The sequence below is a fragment of the Dermacoccus sp. BD5 genome, from assembly GCF_044878485.1.
GTDB classification, from domain to species: Bacteria; Actinomycetota; Actinomycetes; order Actinomycetales; family Dermatophilaceae; genus Dermacoccus; species Dermacoccus nishinomiyaensis.
Genome location: NZ_JANJER010000001.1, coordinates 345186 through 366169 on the forward strand (window position 1 = coordinate 345186; position 20984 = coordinate 366169).

Consider the following 20984-nt stretch of genomic DNA (forward strand, 5'->3'; position numbering starts at 1 on the left):
TCTGCGCGGCCCCCGCAGGGATCGCGGTGAACGCTGACCCCTCCCCGCCTGTGATTCAGCTAAGCACAGGCTGGGAGGATTGTCAGTGGTACTGCGCAGTAATGTAGGTGAATCATCCGGAAACGGGTTTCGTCCACACGACGAAGTTGTTGAGGTGGTGCTGGCCGACGAGCTTGGATTCGGCGTCGCACGTGATGAGCACGAGGCTGGGTGTGCTCGAGGAGCCCCACACGCTCTGATCGGTGCGTAGGGCCTGCTTGTCGACCGACTTCTCCCGCACCACGACGAACTTCTTCGACGAACCATCGGCGAACCCGACGCTGAGCTGATCGCCGACCATGACCTTCTCGAGGTTGGCGAACACGTCGGGGCCGTCATAGGTGACGTGCCCGGCGATGACCGAGATGCCGTTCTGGCCCGGGCTGACGGTGGCGTTGTACCACTGCGTCACGCCGGGGGGCGGCGAGATCTCGCCGTCGTCCGTGAGACCCATGGCCGTGAGCTTGCGGTCGAAATCAATCGACGGGATCGTCAGCTTCACCGGCACGCTGCCGCCGCCCTTCGACGCCTTCGCGGTCGGCGCCACGGACGTCGTGGGCACTGAAGCGGTGTGGTCCGACGACGAGCCGCCCGAGCCACCCGATGAGCACGCCGTGGCGCCGAACAGCGCGGCGCCGGCTACCGTCAGAAATCCTCGACGATCCATGGGCGTCCCTTCGTCCGTCACATGCCCGCTCGCGCTCAGGCCTGTCCGAGCTGGGTCAGGATGATCGTACGGGCCTTGGCCGCGTCGGCCTGGCCCTTCATCTCCTTCATCACCTGGCCGATGAGCGCGCCGGCGGCCTGCACCTTGCCGTCACGCACCTTCTGCGCGACGTCTGGGTTGGCGTCGATGACCTTGGCGACCGCGGCCTCGAGCGCGCCGTCGTCCTGCACGAGTTCGAGGCCGCGGGCATCGGCCACCTGGGTCGGCTGGCCCTCGCCGACGAGCACGCCTTCGAGCGTCTGACGGGCCATCGAGTCGTTCAGGCGCCCCGACGTCACGAGTCCGTCGAGCTCGGCGATCGTCGCCGGCGTCACGTTGCGCTCAGCGGCGAACTCGACGAACGGCTGGCCGGCCTTGTTGGCCAGGCGGGCGATCTCGCCCGTCCACCACTTGCGGGCACCGGCCGGCGTCGCGCCGGCAGCGATCGTCTCCTCGATCGTCTCGACGGCGCCGGCGTTGTAGACATCGCGCATCTCGAGGTCCGAGAAACCCCACTCGCCCTGCAGACGCTTGCGGCGCTCCGCGGGCGGTTCGGGCAGCGTCGCGCGCAGATCCTCGACCCATTCGCGGCTCGGCGCGACGGGGACGAGGTCGGGCTCGGGGAAGTAGCGGTAGTCGTCGGCGTCCGATTTCGGGCGCCCGGACGTCGTGACGCCCGTGTCCTCGTGCCAGTGGCGCGTCTCCTGCAGGATGGAGCCACCGTCGTCGAGGATGGCAGCCTGGCGGGTGATCTCGTAGCGCACCGCGCGCTCGACGGAACGCAGCGAGTTGACGTTCTTCGTCTCCGTCCGGGTGCCGAACGCGTCGGCGCCCTTGCGCATGAGCGAGACGTTGGCGTCGCAGCGCATCGATCCCTGCTCCATGCGGGCGTCGGAGACGTCGAGGGCGCGCATCAGCTCACGGATCGCGGCGACGTACGCCTTCGCGATCTCGGGCGCGCGCTCCCCCGCTCCGACGAGCGGCTTCGTCACGATCTCGATGAGCGGGATGCCCGCGCGGTTGTAGTCGAGCAGCGAGTGGTCGGCGCCCTGGATGCGACCGGTCGCACCACCGACGTGCAGCGACTTGCCCGTGTCCTCCTCCATGTGCGCGCGCTCGATCTCGACGCGCCACGGGGTGCCGTCCTCGAGCTCCACGTCGAGGTAGCCGTCGAACGCGATCGGCTCGTCGTACTGCGACGTCTGGAAGTTCTTCGGCATGTCCGGGTAGAAGTAGTTCTTCCGGGCGAAGCGGCACCACTCGGCGATCTCGCAGTTGAGTGCGAGACCGATGCGGATGGCCGACTCGACGCCCTTGGCGTTCACGACTGGCAGCGCGCCCGGCAGACCGAGGCAGACGGGGCACGTCTGCGTGTTGGGCTCGGCGCCGAACTCGGTGGCGCAGCCGCAGAACATCTTCGTGTTCGTGTTCAGCTCGACGTGCACCTCGAACCCCATGACGGGGTCGTATGTCGCGAGGGCCTCGTCGTAGTCGAGGACGGCGTCCATCAGTTGTTCTCCTTCAGTGCCGGAGCCTTCGCGAGCAGCGGCCCGCCCCAGGTCTTCTCGAGTGCCTTCTCCAGCGCGGCCCCGACCTCGTACATGCGCTCGTCTTTCGTCGCGGGTGCGAGGATCTGGAAGCCGACGGGAAGCCCGTCGTCCGACAGACCGGCGGGCAGCGACATGCCGGGCAGACCGGCGAGGTTGGCGGGGATCGTCGCGACGTCGTTGAGGTACATCGCCATCGGGTCCTCGAGCTTCTCGCCGAGCTTGAACGCCGTCGTCGGGCACGTCGGGCTGACGAGGACGTCGGCCGTCTCGAACGCCTTGGCGAAGTCGCGTGCGATGAGCGTGCGCACCTTCTGCGCCTGGCCGTAGTACGCGTCGTAGTAGCCGCTCGACAGGGCATACGTTCCGAGGATGATGCGTCGCTTCACCTCGCTGCCGAAGCCCGCGTCACGGCTGGCGGCCATGACCTGCTCGGCCGACGGAGCCTCGACGCCCTCGGGCGAGACGCGCAGGCCGTAGCGCATGGCGTCGAACTTCGCGAGGTTGGAGCTGACCTCCGACGGCATGACGAGGTAGTAGGCGGCGAGCGCCTGTTCGAAGCTCGGGCACGAGACGGTCACGACCTCAGCGCCGGCGTCGACGAGGGCCGCAACTGCCTCGTCGAAGCGCGCCTTGACGCCGCTCTGGTAGCCCTCGCCGTCGAGCTGCTCGATGATGCCGATCTTCATGCCGGAGACGTCGCCGCGCTTCGCCGCCTCGACGACGGGCGGGACGGGGGCGTCGATCGACGTCGAGTCCATCCCGTCGTGCCCGCCCATGACGTCGTGCAGCAGCGCGGCGTCGAGGACGGAACGGGTGCACGGGCCAGCCTGGTCGAGCGAGCTCGCCATGGCGATGAGGCCGTATCGGCTGATGCCGCCGTACGTCGGCTTCGTGCCGACGGTGCCGGTGACGGACGCGGGCTGACGGATCGAGCCGCCCGTGTCGGTGCCGACCGCAAGGGGCGCCTCGAAAGCCGCGACGGCGGCGGCCGAACCGCCACCGGAGCCGCCCGGGATGCGCTCGAGATCCCACGGGTTGTGCGTCGGACCGTAGGCGCTGTGCTCGGTCGAGGAACCCATCGCGAACTCGTCCATGTTCGTCTTGCCGAGGATCGGCATGCCGGCAGCGCGCAGCTTCGTGACGATCGTCGCGTCGTACGGCGGGATCCAGCCCTCGAGCATCTTCGAACCGGCCGTCGTCGGCTGGCCCTTCGTCGTCACGACGTCCTTGACGGCGACGGGGACGCCGGCGAGGGGGTGCAGCGTCTTGCCGGCGGCGCGGTCGGCGTCGACCTGCGCGGCCGTGGCGAGCGCCTCCTCGGCGTTGACGTGGAGGAAGGCGTGGACGTCACCGTCGACCGCCGCGATGCGGTCGAGGTGGGCCTGCGTCAGCTCGACGGAGGTGAGGCTGCCGTCGGCGAGCTTGCTCGCCATCTCGGCGGCGCTGAGGCGGATGATGTCGTCGGTCACGGTCGAACCCTTGCTCGTCTCGTCGGTCGTGTCAGCACTCATGGATCAGTCCTCGCTGAGGATGCGCGGCACCGCGAAGCGCTGCTGCTCGCTCGCCGGGGCCATCGCGAGCGCCTCCTCGCCGCTCAACGACGCTCGCACCTCGTCAGCACGCGTCACGTTCGTCAGGGGCAGCGGGTGCGACATCGGCGGGATGTCATCGGCCGCGACCTCGCTGACGCTGGCCACGAAGCCGACGATCGAGTCGAGCTGGCCGGCGAACGTCTCCAGTTCGTCGTCCGAGAGCTGGATGCGGGCCAGGCCGGCGACGTGCGCCACCTCATCGCGGGAGAGAGAAGACATGGGCGTCATCCTATGTGGTGTGTGGATCGGCGTGCTCGGGTGGGCACTCAGCCCACGAGCGCCTTCTTGACCAGGGCCGGGTCGGGGTTGGTGTGGGGACGGCCGTCGATGACGACGGTGGGCACGACCTCGTTGCCGTCGTTGACCATCGCGACGAACTCGCGAGCCTCGTCGTCCTCCCAGATGTTGTGCCGCGTCGCGCGCGTGCCGTCGGCGCCCAGCGCGCGCTCGAGGCGGGTGCAGAACGGGCAACCCGGCCGCCAGTAGATCGTCACGTCACTCATCGTCAGGTTCCTTCGTCGTGGTGTCGGCCGGTGCGGTTTCACCGTCCGTGGTTTCATCGTCCGTGGCGGCGGGCTCCGGATCGACCGGAGCGTGAGCTTCTTCGAGCGCGTCGTCGACGGCAAGCTCGGACACTTCGTCACCCGCTGCGCCTTCGTCGTCGCCCACTCCGTCACCGAGAGCGGCCGCGCCGCCCTCGAGCAGGCGCGTGAACTGGGCCTCGTCGAGGATGCGCAGACCCAGCTCCTCCGCCTTCGTCGCCTTCGACCCCGCGTTCTCGCCGAGCACGACGTAGTCGGTCTTCTTGCTCACGCTGCCGGATGCCTTGCCGCCGCGCGCGATGATCGCCTCCTTGACGCCGTCACGCGTGAAGTTCTCGAGCGAACCGGTCGCGACGATCGTCAGACCGGCGAGGGTCTGCTCGATCGACTCGTCTCGTTCGTCCTCCATGCGCACGCCGCTCGCGGCCCACCCGGCGACGATGTTCTCGTGCCAGTCGACGGCGAACCACTCCTTGATCGAGTGGGCGATGACGGCGCCGACGCCGTCGGTCGCGGCGAGCGTCGCCTCGTCGGCGTCACGGATTGCGTCGATCGAACCGAACTGGGTCGCGAGCGCGCGCGCCGCCGTCGGGCCGACGTGTCGGATCGACAGGGCGACGATGACGCGCCACAACGGTTGCGTCTTGGCGACTTCGAGGTTGGCGAGCAGTTTCTCCCCCGTCGCCGAGACGATGCGTCCGTCGCGCACCTTGGCCTCCGGGTCGCTCTTCTTCACGACGCGCGTGTAGAGGGGCACCCGGGCGAGGTCGTCGTAGGTGAGGTCGAACAGGGTGGATTCGTCCGTCAGCACCCCCGATTCGAGCAGCGAGATGGCGCCCTCCCAGCCGAGGGCCTCGATGTCGAAGGCGCCACGGCTCGCGAGCGAGAACAGGCGTTCACGCAACTGGGAGGGACAGGTGCGGCCGTTCGGGCAGCGGATGTCCTTGTTGCCCTCACGTTCGTAGGCGAGCTCAGTGCCGCAGGCCGGGCAGTGCGTCGGCATGACGAACTCCCGCTCGTCGCCCGTGCGCGCCTCGACGACGGGCCCGACGATCTCTGGGATGACGTCGCCCGCCTTGCGCAGCACCACGGTGTCGCCGATCAGCACGCCCTTGCGCTTGACCTCGAACGCGTTGTGCAGCGTCGCCATCGACACCGTCGAGCCGGCGACCTTGACGGGCTGCATCATGCCGAACGGGGTGACGCGGCCGGTACGTCCGACGTTGACCTCGATGTCGAGCAGCTTCGTGTTGACCTCTTCGGGCGGGTACTTGTAGGCGATGGCCCAGCGGGGCGCGCGTGACGTCGCGCCGAGGGCGCGCTGCACCGCGATCTCGTCGACCTTGACGACGACGCCGTCGATCTCGTGCGTGACGGAGTGCCGGTGCTCCCCGTAGTGGGCGACGAACTTCTGCACCTCGTCCATCGTGTCGAGGACCTTGGCGTAGGGCGACGTCGGCAGCCCCCAGTCGGCGAGCAGTTCATAGGCCTCGCTCTGGCGGGTGATGTCGAACCCGGTGCGCGCGCCGATGCCGTGGACCAGCATCCGCAGCGGCCGCTTGGCCGTCTTCGCCGGGTCCTTCTGTCGCAGCGAGCCCGCCGCCGCGTTGCGCGGGTTGGCGAACGGCGACTTGCCGTCTTCGACGAGCGAAGCGTTGAGCGCCTCGAACTCCTTGACCGGGAAGAACACCTCACCGCGGATCTCGACGAGCTGAGGTAGGTCGTCGCCGTGCAGTTCGAGCGGGATGCCCTGGATCGTGCGGACGTTGAGCGTGACGTCCTCGCCCGTGCGCCCGTCGCCGCGCGTCACGCCGCGCACGAGCTTGCCGTTCTCGTAGAGCAGGTTGATGGCGAGCCCGTCGATCTTCAGCTCGCACAGGTAGTGGAAGCTCGTGTTGGCCTCGCGCACGACGCGGTCGCCCCATTCCGCGAGTTCCTCCGGGCTGAACGCGTTGTCGAGGCTCAGCATGCGCTCGACGTGGTCGACGGCCGTGAACTCCGTCGAGTACGTGCCCCCCACTCGCTGCGTCGGCGACTCCGGCGAACGCAGCTCGGGGTAGCTCTCCTCGATGCCCTGCAGTTCGCGCAACAACTCGTCGTACTCGCCGTCGCTGATCGTCGGCGCATCCTTCACGTAGTACGCGAACTGGTGGCCGTCGATCTGCTCGGTCAGTTCCGCAGCGCGGTGGCGCACCGCGTCGGGTACGTCGGTGCGCAGCGTGTCCGCCTTCGCCTGGCGGCCCTTCCTGGGCGTCGTCTCGCTCACGTGCTCCATCCTGCACCACCGGCACGACAACCCCGGAATTCCGCGGCTGAGGCCACGCGAGGCGAGTGTGCTGCTTGCGTCAGGTTCGACGCTCTCGTCGCCAGGACGAGCTATGGCACCAGATGCGTCGACGCCGTCAGCCGACGCTTTCTCGCAGCATCGTGGCCGCCTCGATCGCGAGGCGCTGAATGCGAAGGGCGTCCTTGGGCGGCAGCGTCGCCAGACCACACGCGGGGGTGACGACGAGACGGTCGAACTCCGCAGCCCCGAATCCGATGCGGTTCCACATCGCGAGAAACCGTTCGACGTGGCCGCGCGGGTGACGCTCGGTCGACGTGGTTGGCACGAGCCCGGCCCACAGCGTCATCCCGCCGTCGATCGCCTCACCCAGGGCGTCGAACTGGGGCTCGGCGACGAGCGTCGTGTCGAGCGCGACACCGTCGAGGCCCGCGCGACGCAGGAGCGCGATCGGCGCGTCGGGCGCGCAGCAGTGCGCCGTCACGCTCGCCCCGCTCGCCCTGACCGCGTCGACGACGTCGCGCAGAACCTCACCGGCCCGCCCCTCGTCGACGGGATGCAGCCGGCGCATGCCGGACAGCGAGCGAATCGAGCCGGCGAGCACGGCGGGCAGGCTCGGTTCGTCGAGCTGGACGACGACGTCGGCGCCGGGCACGAGACGTCGCAGGTGCTCGACGTGGCCGACGGCGCCCGCGGCCAGCGACTGTGCCAGATCTCGCGACGCCCCGGCGTCGCTGACGACGCGTTCCCCGCGGGGCAACCACAGCGACGCGGCCAGCGTCCACGGGCCGCACACCTGCGTCTTGAGCGGTCCGACATAGCCGTCGTAGGCCTCGGCGACCTCGTCGAGATCCTGTTGCAAGAACCCTTGAGCGCGGCGCTGGTCGCGCCCGCGAGCCGAGCCCGGGGGCGTGAGGCGCCAGCCACTGGGCTGCAGGTCGACCGGCATCTCGACGAGCAGGTCGCCAGCTCGGCCGATCATGTCGGCGCCCGGCCCACGCGCCGGTTGCTCGGGAACGTACGGGATGCCGAAGCCGTCGGGAACATCCCCGACGAGCAGGTCGCACACCTGCCGCACGGCGTCGCGCGACCCGACGTCGGGCAGCGAACCGACGCCGCTCGTGCGAGGCCCGAGAAGATCCGCCACGGCCTACTCACTCGCCCCGACGCTCGGGGAACCGTCAGACCTTGTCGTCGAATCTCCCACCGTAACAACAGAACTCGACTGACGCGGCGCACGTGACGTAGCGGTGATCGTCGCCGACCCGACGACGCGCGTGCCCTCGTACAGCACGACCGACTGCCCCGGCGCCACGCCGCGTGTGCGCGCGTCGAGCCGCACGACGACGCGGTCATCGTCAGCGGTCACGGTCGCAGGAAACTCCTCGCCGTGCGCCCGAAGCTGCGCGCCGAGCCGCACCTCACCGACGGGCGGCGGGCCGGGCCAGCGGGCATGCGAGCCTTCGATGACGTCGACGCCGAGCAGATCGGCCGTTCCGACGACGACGGTGTTCGTCTTCGGCTGGACGTCGACGACGTACCGCTTCGCGTGGTCGTCGCGCGGCACCTTGAGTCCGAGCCCGCGACGCTGACCGACGGTGTACGCGTAGGCGCCCTCGTGCCGGCCGACGACCTCACCGTCGGTGTCGACGATGTCGCCGGGCTTCTCACCGAGCCGCTTCGTCAGCCACGCCTTGGTGTCGCCGTCGGCGATGAAGCAGATGTCGTGGCTGTCGGGCTTGTTCGCCACGTAGAAGCCCTTGGCCGCGGCCTCCTCACGAATCTGCGGCTTCGTCGTGTCGCCGAGCGGGAAGAACGAGTGCGCGAGCTGCTCGGCGTCGAGCACTCCGAGGACGTACGACTGGTCCTTCGCCATGTCGACGGCCCGATGCAGCTCCTTGCCGTTCGGGCCCTCGACGATCTGCGCATAGTGACCGGTCGCGACGGCGTCGAAACCGAGCGCGAGCGCCTTGTCGAGCAGCGCCGCGAACTTGATCTTCTCGTTGCAGCGCAGACACGGGTTGGGGGTACGTCCGGCTTCGTACTCGGCGACGAAATCCTCGACGACATCGGCCTTGAACCGCTCGGCCATGTCCCACACGTAGAACGGGATGCCGAGGCGATCAGCGACGCGGCGCGCGTCACCGGCGTCCTCGATCGTGCAGCAGCCGCGAGCGCTCTCGCGCAGCGTGGCAGCCGACTGGGACAACGCGAGGTGGACCCCGACGACGTCGTGGCCCGCCTCGAGCATGCGCGAGGCGGCCACGGCGGAATCGACTCCACCGCTCATCGCGGCGACGACGCGCATCACGACACCTTCCTGGTAGCTTCCTGGGCTCTGCGGGCGCGTTCGGCGACGGCCGGCAGCGCCTCCAGGAAGGCGTCAACGTCGGCCTGCGTCGAGGTATGCCCGAGGGTGAGGCGCAATGCGCCGCGCGCTCGTTCCTCGGGGATGCCCATGGCGAGCAGGACGTGGCTGGGACGCGGTACGCCGGCCTGGCACGCCGAGCCCGTCGAGCACTCGACGCCCGCGGCGTCGAGCAGGTAGAGCATCGAGTCGCCGTCACAACCGGGAACACGCAGGTGGGCGTTGCCGGGGAGCCGTGACGTGCTGTCGCCGCGCGTCCAGGCGCCGCTGATCTCGATGCCGAGGCCGAGCGCGAGGGCGCCGTCGATGAGGGCGTCACGCAGGCCGACGAGACGCGCGGCCTCATCTTCGCGTGCGGCACAGGCGAGTTCGACGGCGACGGCCAAGCCCCGGATGCCGGCGACGTCGAGCGTTCCGCTGCGCACCTGACGCTCCTGGCCGCCGCCGTGGGTCAGCGGGTCGAGCTTCGCGTCGCGGGCGAGCAGCAGCGCTCCGACGCCTTGCGGCCCGCCGAGCTTGTGGCCGGTGAGCGCGAGCATCGTCGTGTTCGATGCGGCGAAGTCGACGTCGACGTGGCCGATCGCCTGCACCGCGTCGGTGTGGAACGGGATCGCGAACTCCGCACAGACGGCACCGATCTCGGCGATGGGCTGCACGGTGCCGACCTCGTTGTTCGCCCACATGACGCTGACGAGCGCGACGGTCCGCGGCCCACCGTCAGCCTCGATCGCGGCACGGACGGCTGCTGCCGTGATGACACCGTCGCTCGTGGGTTCGACCCAGGTGACGGCCGCACCCTCGTGCGCGACGAGCGCCTCGACGGCGTCGAGGACGGCGTGGTGCTCGATGCCACTGACGACGAGCCGGCGCCGCGCGTCATCGATGCGGCGCGTCGCGCGGTAGGTGCCCTTGATGGCCATGTTGTCGCTCTCGGTGCCGCCGGAGGTGAAGATGACCTCCGACGGACGCGCCCCCAGAGCCGCTGCGATCCGCTCGCGCGACTCCTCGACGACGCCGCGCGCATTGCGGCCACTGGTGTGCAGGCTGGACGCATTGCCCACGATTGCCATCTGTTTCGCCATCGCGTCGATCACCTCGGGGTGGATCGGCGAGGTGGCAGCATGGTCGAGATACACGCGATTCGGCACCCGCCAAGCTTAGTCCCGCCCGCCGACAGCGCCATGTCGCGCCCGATGAGCCTGGTGAACGCCTGGCGCGCAGGCCCGGTGTGGTCCCTGGAAATTCGGATGCATGCGGCGGACCTCACGGGTCACACTGACGGCGATGACCACCTCACCTGAATCCTCAGTCGGCCTCCACGACGCCATCACGACCGCTGCCCTGCGCGACGTCCACCCCCGATTGCGCGACTGGTACGACGAACCGACGCTGGCCACGAACATGCGGGCCCACCTCGCCGAAGGTGCCGAGTGGGTCGGAGACGAGGAGTTCGGCGCCGCCTACCGCGACGGCGTCGCCGTCATCGACGTGCCCGATGCCGTCGACTGGGCCAATCGCCTCCTCACCCTGCCCTGCGGTGGCTGGGCCGTCACCGGGATCCGGTTTCGAGGTCGCGACCTCACCAAGCCGTTCGTGGAGATCGCGGCGCACGACGTCGGCGACGCGTCGTCGGGCGATCACTGGCACGCCATGGCCGACGAGATCGCGCGGTCCTACGCCCCGTTCGCGCCCGGGAGGCTCCAGGTCTTCACGTCGTCGCCGGACTCGGCGCGCGTTTCCCTTGAAGCCTTCGGGTTTCAGACAGAGGTGGACACCTACCTCGTGGCCGGTCTCATTCGCGAGTTGCGAGAGCGTCCTCGGAGCACGAGGTTCGACGACGTGACCCTCGCGCCCATCTCGGCATCGGCGGCGTCGCGGCTCGCGGAGCGGGTCCACGACGATCTGGCGGAACAGAACCCCGAGACGCGTCTGTGGTCCACGCCCCAGACCCCGGAGGAATTCGACGAACACGCCGCGGCGGGAACGCTCTTCGGCATCCACCTCGCCGGCCGACTCGTCGGGATCATCGCCGCCTTTCGCTGGAACGCCCATGGCATGACGGGATTCACCGTCGCCGAGAACGTCATCGACGCGCCGCACCGCGGCCAAAAGCTCGCCCCCGCTGCGATGCAGCACCTCTTCGAGATGCTGCCGGCCGCCGACGGCGACGTCTTGTGGGGCACGATCCACCCCGACAACCAACCCTCGCTGCGCAATGCCCTCGGCGTCGGTCGGGAGATCGTCGGCGCTCACCTGTGGGTCACGCCCGCAGGCTGGCCCGGGTGGTGACGCCGCGCCGTCATCACTCCGCGCTCTCGGCACCGGGTCCCGGGATGGCGCGCACCTCCGCCGAGAACGCCCCCACGGCGGCCGCGAGCAGTAGCAGGACGGCCACGCCCCAGGCGAGCGCCGCGAAACCGGCCGAGCCGAGCACGAGACCGGCCAAGGCCTGTGCGCCCGCGCTGAACACGAGGGAGGCGAGGCCTGCCGCCGTCAGCACGCGTCCACGCAGTTCGTCGGGGATGAGACCGAGCAGGTAGGGCTGCCCCGCCACCGCGACGGTGGGTACGGGCACGAAGAGCAGGAGGGTGAGGCCCACCATCCACGCAAAGCTGTGCGCGACGGCGAGGACGGCGACGAGCACCGCCATCGTGAGCATCGCGGCCGTGATGAGCGCACGAGCCGACCACCGGCCGATGACCCGCTGGGCGAGCATTCCGCCGAGCACGAGGCCAATTCCTGCGACGCCGTCCACCACACCCACACGCCAGGCGCCCTGCCCCGTTGCCTGCAGGTGCAGGTTGAGCCCGATGGCGAGTGAGATGACCGCGCAGTTCCCGATGAGCCCGAGTAGCAGGAGCGTCTGGGCCGCGCGCGAACGACGCAGCCACCCGAACCCTGCGAACAGCGCGGCATGCAGAGGCTCGGTGGGCCGCTCGCGGTCGAGTGTGCCGAGGCGGCGCGGCAAGCGCGTCGTGAATGCCCACTCCATTGCCGAGAGCACCACGTTGGACATGAACGGCACTACCGGCGCGATGCCGTAGAGCACACCACCGAGGGGCGGGCCGAGGGTGGCGATTACCGCGTCCCTCGTCTGCATGCGCGCGACGGCCTCTCCTAATTCATCCTCCTCGACGAGGTCAGGCAGAACGGTGTGGCGCACCGAGCCCAGTGCCCCACTGCACGCGCCTTGGATGACGGCCAGCGCTGCGAGCAGCCCGAGACTCAGCACGTCGGTGACGATGAAGGCAGCGAGCACGCCGTAGAGGAGCACCTCTACCCCGGCGTCGAGGAGGAGCAGGCTGCGACGGTCAAGGCGATCCGAGATCAGCCCGCCCGGTAGCACGGTGACGATCTGAGTGGCGGTGCGCAATGCACCCACCAGCGCCGCGGCCCTGACGTCGTGCGTCACGGAGTAGGCGAGGAGCGTCCACCCAAGCATCGCCAAAGACGTGCCCAGCTGCGACACGGTCTCGCCCGCGAACCACAGGGAAAAAGCAGACCGACCTTTGGTAATCGTCATAGAACAGCTTCCCCGAGGACACTTTTGCAGACATCGATCGACAGTCTTCTCAGCGACAGGTCGAGGGCGCCAAGCCCATGCTCAGCCCCCCATACTCCGCGAGCCGTATGCGCAGGGGAGGACGTTCCCAAATCCAAGCGGCGGCCCAGCTGCGCGAGGTTGGCGGCGAGCCACGCCTGCGCGCTCGACGCATCGAGAGTTCTCAGCAAACCCGCCAAGCCGGCGTGCCACCCGAGACTGTGACTGTAAACGGGTCGAGAAAGACGATTTCGGAACATATCCAGACCGTGACTCACGCGGCGCCCGCCCACCTCAAGAGCTTTGGCGGCAAGAAGGAGGCCAGCAGCTCCCTCGACGAGATGAGGACTGCGCGCATCTGCCTGAGCGATAGATGGGAGTGAGTCTTGACTCACATTCAACATATTCAAGCGACGCGAGACGTGGCGCGTACAGGCGTCCAAAACATCATCCTCGAGCCGGCCAACGATCGGTGGGATTGCCGGAAGTAGAGAGCAGACAATCTTCTCTTCACTCTGATCCTCGAAACATGTATTTTCCAACCCGAAGCCGGCAGCCCCTCGGAACTGCCCCAGTAGTCCCACATGGGCACCCCACCCCGCGACGCAAGCCCCGCCGCTCCAAGTCAGTGGGCCGACTCGGTCTGGATCAGAAGCGAGCTGATCAGTGAGAAACAGGTCTTACCCGGGGGCCCTTCAGCGCCTCGACAGCCGACGCGGAATCGATGAACTGCATTTCAATCGGTTGCATGGTGCTCTCCCAGAGTTTACATCATGTCAACTCTGGCGGATTGACATTCTTGAGTGTACTGGTAGAACTCTTCAGAGTTGGCTCTATGAGGTAGCCAGTTCTCGCGGTCGGCTGCGAAGCACGGTTCGCTGACCGTCGGACCCCCGCCGCGCGAGGCAGGCCCCGGCAAGGATGAGTCGACGCTCGACGCCCCCGGTGGTCGCACGTGTCGACGATCAGGCGCCTCGCGTTCTGGAAGGTGCAGCGACGACCTGCGAGTACTCCCCCAGCGACGAAGGTGGATCATGTCCCAACAGCGATCAGCAACCCACCGGATGACGCCGCACCGGCGGCCCAGGACGGACCAAGCGGCTCGCGGGCAACGGTTGGCATGACGAAGGCGCCCGGCCTCCCTGATGGGAAGCCGGGCGCCTTCGACGCGCGAGAGGTGCGTCAGGTCAGTTCTTGGCCTTCGCGACGGCCTCGGTGGCCTGCGGCAGCACGTTGAACAGGTCGCCGACGACGCCGAAGTCGACGAGCTCGAAGATCGGCGCCTCCTCGTCCTTGTTGACGGCGACGATCGTCTTGGACGTCTGCATACCGGCGCGGTGCTGGATGGCACCGGAGATGCCGGCGGCGACGTACAGCTGCGGCGAGACCTGCTTGCCCGTCTGGCCGACCTGATTGGTGTGCGGGTACCAGCCGGCGTCGACGGCGGCGCGCGAGGCACCGACAGCCGCACCGAGCGAGTCGGCGAACGCCTCGACGGGCGAGAAGTCACCGTTCGTGCCGCGACCACCGGAGACGACGATGCGCGCCTCGCTGAGCTCGGGACGACCCGACTTCTGCTTCTCCTTGCGGTCGGTGATCTGGGCGCTCTTCGCCGCGTCCGAGACAGACACGGTGACGGCGACCGGAGCAGCCTGCGACTGCGACGCCTGCGGCGTCGCCGAGTTCGGCTTCACCGTGATGATCGACATCGGCGTCGTGGCCTGTGCCTTGAGCGTCCAGGAACCGGCGAACACGGACTGCGTCGTCACCGGCGCACCACCGTCGCCGGCCTCGACGTTGACGGCGTCCGTCGTCAGACCCGAGTTGGTCTTGACGGCGAGGCGCGCCGCGGCCTCGTTGTTCGTGCCCGACGAGGGCAGCAGGACGGCAGCCGGCGAGGCCTGCTCGACGACGGCGGCGAACGCCTCGGCGAGCGGGGCCGGGTGACCGTCGACCTCGGCGGAGTCGATGACGTAGACCTTCTCGGCGCCGAACTGCGCGAGACGCGGGCGGGCGGCGTCGACGTTCGAACCGACGAAGACGGCGGACGGCGTGCCGAGGCGGCGGGCAAGCGTCAGCAGCTCAGCGGTGACCTTGCGGACCTGGCCATCGACGTGGTCGACCAGGACGAGAACTTCAGCCATGGTGTGTTTCTCCTCAGTCAGAAAGTGTCGGTGGCGATCAGATGAGCTTGGCGCCGGAGAGGAACTCGACGAGCTTCGTGCCGCCGTCGCCCTCGTCCGTGACGATCTCGCCCTGCTCGCGCGGGGGGCGCTTCGTCGTGTCGAGCACCTTGGTGGCCGCGGCGTCGAGACCGACCTGGCCGGCGTCGACACCGAGGTCGGCGAGGCTCATCTCCTCGACCGGCTTCTTCTTGGCCGCCATGATGCCCTTGAAGGACGGGTAGCGCGGCTCGTTGATCTGGTCGGTCACCGACACGACTGCCGGCAGCGACGCGACGACCGTCTCGGAGGCGACGTCGGAGTCACGACGACCCGTCGCCTGAGCGCCGGAGACCTCGAGGGTCGAGACCTGCGTGAGCTGCGGCAGGCCGAGGCGCTCGGCGACCATGGCCGGGATGACACTCATGCCGCCATCGGTCGAGGCGAGACCGAACATCACGATGTCGGGCTGGCCGACCTTCTTGACGGCCTCGGCGATGACGAGCGACGTCGCGAGGGCGTCGGAGCCGGCGATGGCGTCGTCGCTGATGTGGATGCCCTTGTCGGCGCCCATCTGCAGCGCCTTCTTGACTGCTTCGGCTGCGTCGGCGGGGCCGACGGTCAGCGCCATCACCTCGCCGCCTTCGGACTCGACGATCTTGAGTGCTTCTTCGACCGCGTACTCGTCGAGCTCCGACAGGAGGCCGTCGACGTTCTCGCGGTCGGTGGTGTTGTCCTCGGAGAAGCCGCGCTCGCCCTGGGCGTCGGGCACGTGCTTGACACAGACGACGATGTTCATGCGTCTACCGTCCTTTTCGTAGGAGCTTGTCCGTCCGAGATTACGTTACCCGTCGGTAACGTCGGCGTCGAGCCCTCGCACGGATCGTGGATGTGAGGAAGTGAATCAGCCGTGCGTCAGCTTGACGACGAGCAGACCGATCAACGTCAGCGCGACGATGATCCAGGGCAGCAGACGGTTGACGAGAGTCGAGGCGGCACCCGTCTCCCCCTGTGTGAAGTCGGCCTTGCGGCCGAGGAGCGTGTCGACGATCGCGGCCGCGATCGCGATGACGAGGCCGACGACGAACCAGATCGTGGGGTTCGCGCCCCACACCTTGTCGACGTCGCGCACCATGCCGGTCCAGCCCAGCAGGGCGAAGAACATGCCGACGAGCCCGGCCAGGGCCAGCACGATGGCGCGCGTGCGCGCCTGGCCCGCCTCGCGGGCGGTCAAGGGCGATGACACGGGGTAGTCCTTTCCGTAGGCGACGGGATCTCCGAAGATCTCGCGTGCCGTCTTGTTCTGGCGGATGCAGGCGTCGTCGACGTCGCCGAGGGCGTCGTCACGCTGCGCGGGGGTCGCGCCCCGATCGGCGAGAGCCGCCAGGAACGGCTCCTGCCAATCGGGTTCGACCTTCCACTGCTTGATCATGCTCAGCGGCCTTCGAACTGCGCCTTGCCCGGCCCCTGCTCGACGAACGAACGCATGCCGATCTCGCGGTCCTTCGTGGCGAACAGGCCGGTGAACAGCTGCGACTCGATGGCGAGCCCCGTCGCGAGGTCGCCGTCGAGGCCACGGTTGATGGCCTCCTTCGCGGCGCGCAGGGCGACACGCGGGCCGTTGACGAACGGCTTGACCTTCGCGAGCGCCGCCTCGTACGTCGTGCCGGGCTCGACGAGTTCGTCGACGAGACCGATCTCCAGCGCCTCGTCAGCCTTGACGAAGCGACCGGAGAAGACGATGTCCTTCGCCTTCGACGGCCCGACGAGACGAGCGAGCCGCTGCGTGCCGCCCGCACCCGGGATGACGCCGAGCAGAATCTCGGGCTGGCCGAGCGTCGCGTCGTTCGCGGCGATGCGGAAGTCCGCCGTCATGGCGAGTTCGCAGCCGCCGCCGAGGGCGTACCCCTCGATGGCGGCGACCGTCGGGAACGGCAGCTCGGCGAGCGCGCGGAACGCGTTCTGCAGCTTCGTGCCACGTTCGACCATGTCGACGTAGTCGAGCTGCTGCATCTCCTTGATGTCGGCGCCAGCCGCGAACACCTTGTCTCCACCGGTGATGATGGCGGCGCGCACGTCGGCGTCGTCGAGCAGGTCGGCCGCGACACGCGCGAGCGAATCCTGGATCTCCGCGTCGAGCGGGTTCATCTTGGGTCGATCGATGCGGATGGTGGCGACACCGTCCGTCACATCCAGCTTGACCCACTGGCCGTAGGCGACCTGCTCAGCCATGGCTCAGGCCTGCCCGCCGGCAGGCGCGCCACCCTCGCCGGGCTGCGCGAACGCGGGGACGCCGCCCTCGGCCGCGTGCGGGCCGTCGGAGCTGGCGCTCTGGTGCCACAGCTGCGTCGCCTGCAGGATCATCTGCGTCGTCGACGGCAGCACCATTTCGAGATCGAGATCCGGCGTCACGAGGTGCTCACCGGAGACGACGACCATGTCGCGCGCGATGCCGACCTTGACGATGTTGAGGCTGAGGGTGACGTCGTTGGCCGCGTTGAGGCGCTTGGTCAGGTCGGACGTGATGTCGTCCGTGATCTGCCACTGACCGAACAGGCGAATCAGAGCGATCTCACCCTCCATGACGCGCACGAAGAGGTTCTGGTCCTCGACGGAGTACATGATGTCGCCGTCGGAGTCGATCTGCGGGTTGAAACCGAAACCGCCGAGGATGCCGACGATCTTGTCCGTGAGGGAGGCCGCGCCGGAGGTGTCGCCGGCGCCCGTGCCGGGCGTCGGAGCGGGCTGGCCGAAGTTGGGCAGAGCTGTGGGATCAGTCATGTGGCCAACCTACCGACTCTTATCCTGGTTCGCATGGCCGACCCGCAACGAGTCTTCGTCCGCACCCCTCGTCCGGGCGTCACGCTCGAGCGGGACGGCGCGATCTTCTGCGTCGTCGCGGCCCACGCGAGCGCCGTCGAACTGTGCCTGTTCGGCACGCAGGATGCCCCGGCGGGCGAGTCGCGCGTTTCGATGACGCGCCTCGACGGCGGCCATTGGGCGGCGTTCGTTCCGGCGGCCGGCCCCGGGACGACATACGGGTACCGCGCGCACGGAGCGTGGGCGCCCGCGGCGGGCCTGCGTCACAACCCCGCGAAGCTGCTGCTCGACCCCTATGCGAGCGCCGTCAGCGCCGAGATGACGTGGCTGCCCGAAGTGTTTGGGCACGTCGTCGACGACGCGTTCGCGGGCGACGCCCGGGTGCGGGACGACCGCGATTCCGCGCCGTTCGTGCCGCACGGCGTCGTCGTCAGCCACGATTTCGACTGGGGCGGCGACGCCCGCCCCCAGGTGCGTGACGCCGACCGCGTCATCTACGAGGCGCACGTCAAGGGTCTGACGGTGCAGCATCCCGACGTCCCCGAAGAACTGCGCGGCACCTACGCGGGGCTCGCGCACGCGTCGATGACGACGTACCTGCGCGATCTCGGCGTGACGAGCGTCGAACTGCTGCCGGTGCATGCGTTCGTCGACGAACCGCACCTGGTCAAGCTGGGGCTGAACAACTACTGGGGTTACAACACGCTCGGTTTCTTCGCGCCGCACGCGGCGTATGCCCATGCGAGCGATGCGCAGGGGGTCGTCGACGAGGTCAAGTCGATGGTGAGGTCGCTGCACACGGCGGGGCTAGAGGTCATCCTCGACGTCGTCTACAACCACACGTGCGAGCAGGGCGGCCACGAGGGCGCGACGTTGTCGCTGCGCGGACTCGACAATGTGAGCTCCTACCGTCTCGGCGAGCACGGCGAGGACATCGACGTGACCGGCTGCGGCAACACCCTCGACGTGCGCGAACCCGCCGTCATGCGCCTCGTGCTCGATTCCCTGCGGCACTGGGTGAGCGAGTATCACGTCGACGGTTTTCGCTTCGACCTCGCCGTCGCGCTCGGGCGAGCGCCCGGTGATGACTTCGACCCCCGGGCGGCGCTGCTCATGGCGATGCAGGCAGACCCGGTGCTGTCGCAGGTGACGCTGATCGCCGAGCCGTGGGACATCGGCCTCCACGGGTGGCGAACAGGGCAGTTTCCCGCCGGCTTCGCCGAGTGGAACGACCGGTTCCGCAACACGGTGCGTGACTTCTGGCTCGCCGACCTTGCGGCGGCATCACGAGGCGACGGTGGCGGCGGGCAGCACCCCGGCGGCGGGGTGGCGGATCTCGCGACGCGTTTGACCGGGTCGCAGGACCTGGTCGGCGGCCCGCTGCGCCGGCCGCAGGCGTCGATCAACTACGTCACGGCGCACGACGGTTTCACGCTCGCCGACCTGACGGCCTACGAGACGAAGCACAACGAGGCCAACGGGGAAGACAACCGCGACGGCACGAGTGACAACCGGTCGTGGAATCACGGTGTCGAGGGTTGGCCGAGTGACGCGGTCGACGAGTCGGATGGTGAGCCGACGTCAGACGCCGCTGCCGGGAGCGGCTCGGGTGGTGCGGGCGATATGGCAGCGGATCTCGCAGCCCGACGACTGCGCTCGATGCGCAACATGCTCGGCACGTTGCTGCTGTCGGCCGGCGTGCCGATGCTGACCGCAGGCGACGAGTTCGCTCGAACGCAGCATGGCAACAACAACGCCTATTGCCAGGATTCGCCGATCGGCTGGGCCGACTGGAATCACTCCCCGGCCCAGCGTGATCTGCTCGCGACGACGCGGCACCTGCTCGCCCTACGGCGCCGCTTCGGCGTGCTGCGCCATCCTGATTTCTATCCCGGCTCCCGCGCCGTGGCGGGTGAGCCTGACGTGCGCTGGTTCTCCGCGGCCGGGGTCGGGCTGAGTGACGCCGAGTGGACGTCCCCCTCGACGCGGACGCTGCAGGCCTTGTTCGACGCCAGCAGCACTGACGACGAGTCGGTGCTGCTCGTCCTGCACGGGGCGCTCGACGCTGCGACGGTGACGCTGCCACCGTCACCGCACGGGGGCGGCTGGAGCGTCGTGTGGGATTCGGCGCAGTCGGCGCCGCCGTCAGAGGACCGAATTGTCGCGAGCGGTGACACATTCGTCGTCGACGGCCCGTCGATGCTCGTGCTCACGCCGTCGCGCGGCTGAGCTCCCGGAAAGGGTCGAGGAGAAACGCGCTCCCAGAAGCGCGAATCTCCACAACCCCTACCTGTCGTCACGACGACGCCAGCCACAGCCGCTGCACGACGCAACGAGCAACAAGTGATTCGGCTGCGGGCGCTCGTCCGTCACGGAACGCGGCTGCGGACGCAGCGTGACCGGGATGGCGCAGGTTCAGCGGGTGGCGTTGCGGCGCAGCCACCACAGGCCGACGATCGGCAGGATGAGCGGGACGAAGCCGTAGCCCTGGCCGAAGTGCGACCACACCGTCTTGTCGTGGAAGGCGCTGGGCTGCAGGACACTCCACAATCCGACGATGAGAACTCCGGCGAGCTCGAAGGTGATCGTCGCCCGTGCGAGGCGCACGGACGCGTGGTTGCCGCGCGCGAGCGCCACCGTCGCGACGATGTAGATGATGGCGGCGAGCGCCGACAGCAGGTACGGCACGGGCGCCTTGTCGAACGACTGCGCGATCTGCATGATCGAGCGCCCCGTCGCGGCGAGCGCGAACAACCCGTAGACGGCGACGAGCATGCGCCCCGGCCCGGTGTTGACGCGCCCGGTCGGCGAGGCCTGGCCGCCTTCGACCGTCGAGGCGTCGGAACGCCCCGGCTGCGAGGCCTGCTCGCGCGATTCGGTGGGCGTCGAGGAGAGTTCAGGCATCAGGCATGTCCGTTCCACAGTTGCATGAGACGGCCGATCATGACGGCGAGGCCGACGGCGCCGACGAGGAGCACCGCTGTACCCCAGCGCGATTCGCGTTCGGCGATGGCCCAGAACCCGGCGACGGGCAGCACGAAGATCAGACCGACGAGATAGGCGATGAAGACGCCGACGTTCATGTGCGGATCCGCCGAACCCGACGTCGCGATGCCGACGATCAACTGGATGACGAGAAGAACCTCGATGGCGATCGTCAGGTAGAACATCGGGTTGTCGATCGGGCGTCCGCGGACGGTGGCGACGAGGGCCAGCAGGGCGAGGACGCACGTCGTCACGAGCAGCGCGACGGTCAACGGCAGAAACACCCGAACATCGTAGTCCCGGCGATGAGTACCAGCCCTACGACGCAGTCGCCGTCACCTCGCGGCGCGGGTCACTGTCCACGAAATCGCCGCCGGGAGGCGGTTGTCGGTGGC

General features: G+C 68.7%; 19 protein-coding genes. 2 read left to right on the forward strand and 17 right to left on the reverse strand.

Features of this window, described 5'->3' with window-relative positions:
* Nucleotides 1–112 precede the first annotated feature (112 nt).
* From NQ706_RS01480 to NQ706_RS01520, 9 genes are all read right to left on the reverse strand, one after another.
* Entirely contained in the window at nt 113–706 is a 594-nt protein-coding gene (locus NQ706_RS01480; RefSeq protein WP_038567457.1) for a class F sortase, read from the reverse strand.
* A 35-nt stretch (nt 707–741) separates the two neighbouring features.
* Nucleotides 742–2253 carry an Asp-tRNA(Asn)/Glu-tRNA(Gln) amidotransferase subunit GatB gene (gene gatB, locus NQ706_RS01485; RefSeq protein WP_038567454.1) on the reverse strand — a complete coding sequence of 504 codons (1512 nt, stop codon included), beginning with the start codon at nt 2251–2253 and terminating at the stop codon, nt 742–744.
* On the reverse strand, nt 2253–3806 hold the full coding sequence (gatA, locus tag NQ706_RS01490) for an Asp-tRNA(Asn)/Glu-tRNA(Gln) amidotransferase subunit GatA (RefSeq protein WP_051805735.1): 1554 nt from the start codon (nt 3804–3806) through the stop codon (nt 2253–2255). Before gatA ends, gatB begins: the two co-directional genes overlap by 1 nt.
* 3 nt (nt 3807–3809) lie before the next feature.
* On the reverse strand, nt 3810–4106 hold the full coding sequence (gene gatC / locus NQ706_RS01495) for an Asp-tRNA(Asn)/Glu-tRNA(Gln) amidotransferase subunit GatC (protein ID WP_038567452.1): 297 nt from the start codon (nt 4104–4106) through the stop codon (nt 3810–3812).
* 47 nt (nt 4107–4153) lie between these two features.
* Complete coding sequence (locus NQ706_RS01500; protein WP_038567449.1) at nt 4154–4390, reverse strand: glutaredoxin domain-containing protein; 237 nt, start codon at nt 4388–4390, stop codon at nt 4154–4156.
* The gene (gene ligA / locus NQ706_RS01505; protein ID WP_051806386.1) at nt 4383–6695 is read right to left on the reverse strand and encodes an NAD-dependent DNA ligase LigA; all 2313 of its coding nucleotides are present in this window, start codon (nt 6693–6695) and stop codon (nt 4383–4385) included. The genes NQ706_RS01500 and ligA overlap by 8 nt, the downstream gene beginning before the upstream one ends.
* Before the next feature lie 136 nt (nt 6696–6831).
* The gene (locus tag NQ706_RS01510) at nt 6832–7860 is read right to left on the reverse strand and encodes a methionine synthase (protein WP_038567447.1); all 1029 of its coding nucleotides are present in this window, start codon (nt 7858–7860) and stop codon (nt 6832–6834) included.
* A gap of 3 nt (nt 7861–7863) precedes the next feature.
* Nucleotides 7864–9021, reverse strand: a complete 1158-nt coding sequence (gene mnmA / locus NQ706_RS01515; RefSeq protein ID WP_038567444.1) for a tRNA 2-thiouridine(34) synthase MnmA — start codon at nt 9019–9021, stop codon at nt 7864–7866.
* The gene (locus NQ706_RS01520; RefSeq protein WP_235182038.1) at nt 9021–10163 is read right to left on the reverse strand and encodes a cysteine desulfurase family protein; all 1143 of its coding nucleotides are present in this window, start codon (nt 10161–10163) and stop codon (nt 9021–9023) included. The genes mnmA and NQ706_RS01520 overlap by 1 nt, the downstream gene beginning before the upstream one ends.
* A gap of 202 nt (nt 10164–10365) precedes the next feature.
* Here NQ706_RS01520 and NQ706_RS01525 point away from each other — a divergent pair, with 202 nt between their 5' ends.
* Complete coding sequence (locus NQ706_RS01525) at nt 10366–11370, forward strand: GNAT family N-acetyltransferase (protein ID WP_038567440.1); 1005 nt, start codon at nt 10366–10368, stop codon at nt 11368–11370.
* 13 nt (nt 11371–11383) lie between these two features.
* Here the strand turns inward: NQ706_RS01525 and NQ706_RS01530 are convergent, their stop codons facing one another.
* The 6 genes from NQ706_RS01530 to NQ706_RS01555 all read right to left on the reverse strand — a co-directional run bounded on the left by NQ706_RS01530 (nt 11384) and on the right by NQ706_RS01555 (nt 17565).
* Nucleotides 11384–12604 (reverse strand): MFS transporter, encoded by a 1221-nt coding sequence (locus tag NQ706_RS01530; RefSeq protein WP_038567438.1) that lies wholly within the window; start codon nt 12602–12604, stop codon nt 11384–11386.
* A gap of 1205 nt (nt 12605–13809) precedes the next feature.
* Nucleotides 13810–14766: an electron transfer flavoprotein subunit alpha/FixB family protein gene (locus NQ706_RS01535; protein ID WP_038567436.1), complete on the reverse strand. Its 957-nt coding sequence runs from the start codon at nt 14764–14766 to the stop codon at nt 13810–13812.
* 37 nt (nt 14767–14803) lie between these two features.
* Entirely contained in the window at nt 14804–15583 is a 780-nt protein-coding gene (locus NQ706_RS01540; RefSeq protein WP_038567433.1) for an electron transfer flavoprotein subunit beta/FixA family protein, read from the reverse strand.
* 105 nt (nt 15584–15688) lie between these two features.
* Entirely contained in the window at nt 15689–16216 is a 528-nt protein-coding gene (locus NQ706_RS01545) for a hypothetical protein (protein WP_006945992.1), read from the reverse strand.
* 2 nt (nt 16217–16218) lie between these two features.
* On the reverse strand, nt 16219–17016 hold the full coding sequence (locus NQ706_RS01550) for an enoyl-CoA hydratase/isomerase family protein (RefSeq protein ID WP_006946011.1): 798 nt from the start codon (nt 17014–17016) through the stop codon (nt 16219–16221).
* 3 nt (nt 17017–17019) lie between these two features.
* Nucleotides 17020–17565, reverse strand: a complete 546-nt coding sequence (locus NQ706_RS01555) for a T3SS (YopN, CesT) and YbjN peptide-binding chaperone 1 (RefSeq protein ID WP_038567429.1) — start codon at nt 17563–17565, stop codon at nt 17020–17022.
* A gap of 33 nt (nt 17566–17598) precedes the next feature.
* Between NQ706_RS01555 and glgX the strand changes: the two genes are divergently transcribed.
* Nucleotides 17599–19833 carry a glycogen debranching protein GlgX gene (gene glgX, locus NQ706_RS01560; RefSeq protein ID WP_038567427.1) on the forward strand — a complete coding sequence of 745 codons (2235 nt, stop codon included), beginning with the start codon at nt 17599–17601 and terminating at the stop codon, nt 19831–19833.
* Nucleotides 19834–20019: 186 nt separating this feature from the next.
* Here glgX and NQ706_RS01565 read toward each other — a convergent pair whose 3' ends face one another.
* Both NQ706_RS01565 and NQ706_RS01570 read right to left on the reverse strand, forming a co-directional pair.
* Nucleotides 20020–20508, reverse strand: coding sequence for a hypothetical protein (locus tag NQ706_RS01565; protein ID WP_038567424.1), 489 nt, complete (start codon nt 20506–20508; stop codon nt 20020–20022).
* On the reverse strand, nt 20508–20873 hold the full coding sequence (locus NQ706_RS01570) for a hypothetical protein (RefSeq protein WP_051805733.1): 366 nt from the start codon (nt 20871–20873) through the stop codon (nt 20508–20510). The genes NQ706_RS01565 and NQ706_RS01570 overlap by 1 nt, the downstream gene beginning before the upstream one ends.
* Between the last annotated feature and the right edge of the window lie 111 nt (nt 20874–20984).

Excerpts from the sequence above, each read along its gene's own strand:
- glgX (WP_038567427.1), top strand. The coding sequence starts at position 17,599 with ATGGCCGACCCGCAACGAGTCTTCGTCCGCACCCCTCGTCCGGGCGTC.
- NQ706_RS01480 (WP_038567457.1), bottom strand. The coding sequence starts at position 706 with ATGGATCGTCGAGGATTTCTGACGGTAGCCGGCGCCGCGCTGTTCGGC.
- NQ706_RS01500 (WP_038567449.1), bottom strand. The coding sequence starts at position 4,390 with ATGAGTGACGTGACGATCTACTGGCGGCCGGGTTGCCCGTTCTGCACC.
- NQ706_RS01565 (WP_038567424.1), bottom strand. The coding sequence starts at position 20,508 with ATGCCTGAACTCTCCTCGACGCCCACCGAATCGCGCGAGCAGGCCTCG.
- NQ706_RS01550 (WP_006946011.1), bottom strand. The coding sequence starts at position 17,016 with ATGGCTGAGCAGGTCGCCTACGGCCAGTGGGTCAAGCTGGATGTGACG.
- NQ706_RS01520 (WP_235182038.1), bottom strand. The coding sequence starts at position 10,163 with ATGGCGAAACAGATGGCAATCGTGGGCAATGCGTCCAGCCTGCACACC.
- gatB (WP_038567454.1), bottom strand. The coding sequence starts at position 2,253 with ATGGACGCCGTCCTCGACTACGACGAGGCCCTCGCGACATACGACCCC.
- mnmA (WP_038567444.1), bottom strand. The coding sequence starts at position 9,021 with ATGCGCGTCGTCGCCGCGATGAGCGGTGGAGTCGATTCCGCCGTGGCC.
- NQ706_RS01545 (WP_006945992.1), bottom strand. The coding sequence starts at position 16,216 with ATGATCAAGCAGTGGAAGGTCGAACCCGATTGGCAGGAGCCGTTCCTG.
- gatC (WP_038567452.1), bottom strand. The coding sequence starts at position 4,106 with ATGTCTTCTCTCTCCCGCGATGAGGTGGCGCACGTCGCCGGCCTGGCC.
- NQ706_RS01525 (WP_038567440.1), top strand. The coding sequence starts at position 10,366 with ATGACCACCTCACCTGAATCCTCAGTCGGCCTCCACGACGCCATCACG.
- gatA (WP_051805735.1), bottom strand. The coding sequence starts at position 3,806 with ATGAGTGCTGACACGACCGACGAGACGAGCAAGGGTTCGACCGTGACC.
- NQ706_RS01555 (WP_038567429.1), bottom strand. The coding sequence starts at position 17,565 with ATGACTGATCCCACAGCTCTGCCCAACTTCGGCCAGCCCGCTCCGACG.
- NQ706_RS01540 (WP_038567433.1), bottom strand. The coding sequence starts at position 15,583 with ATGAACATCGTCGTCTGTGTCAAGCACGTGCCCGACGCCCAGGGCGAG.
- NQ706_RS01535 (WP_038567436.1), bottom strand. The coding sequence starts at position 14,766 with ATGGCTGAAGTTCTCGTCCTGGTCGACCACGTCGATGGCCAGGTCCGC.
- NQ706_RS01530 (WP_038567438.1), bottom strand. The coding sequence starts at position 12,604 with ATGACGATTACCAAAGGTCGGTCTGCTTTTTCCCTGTGGTTCGCGGGC.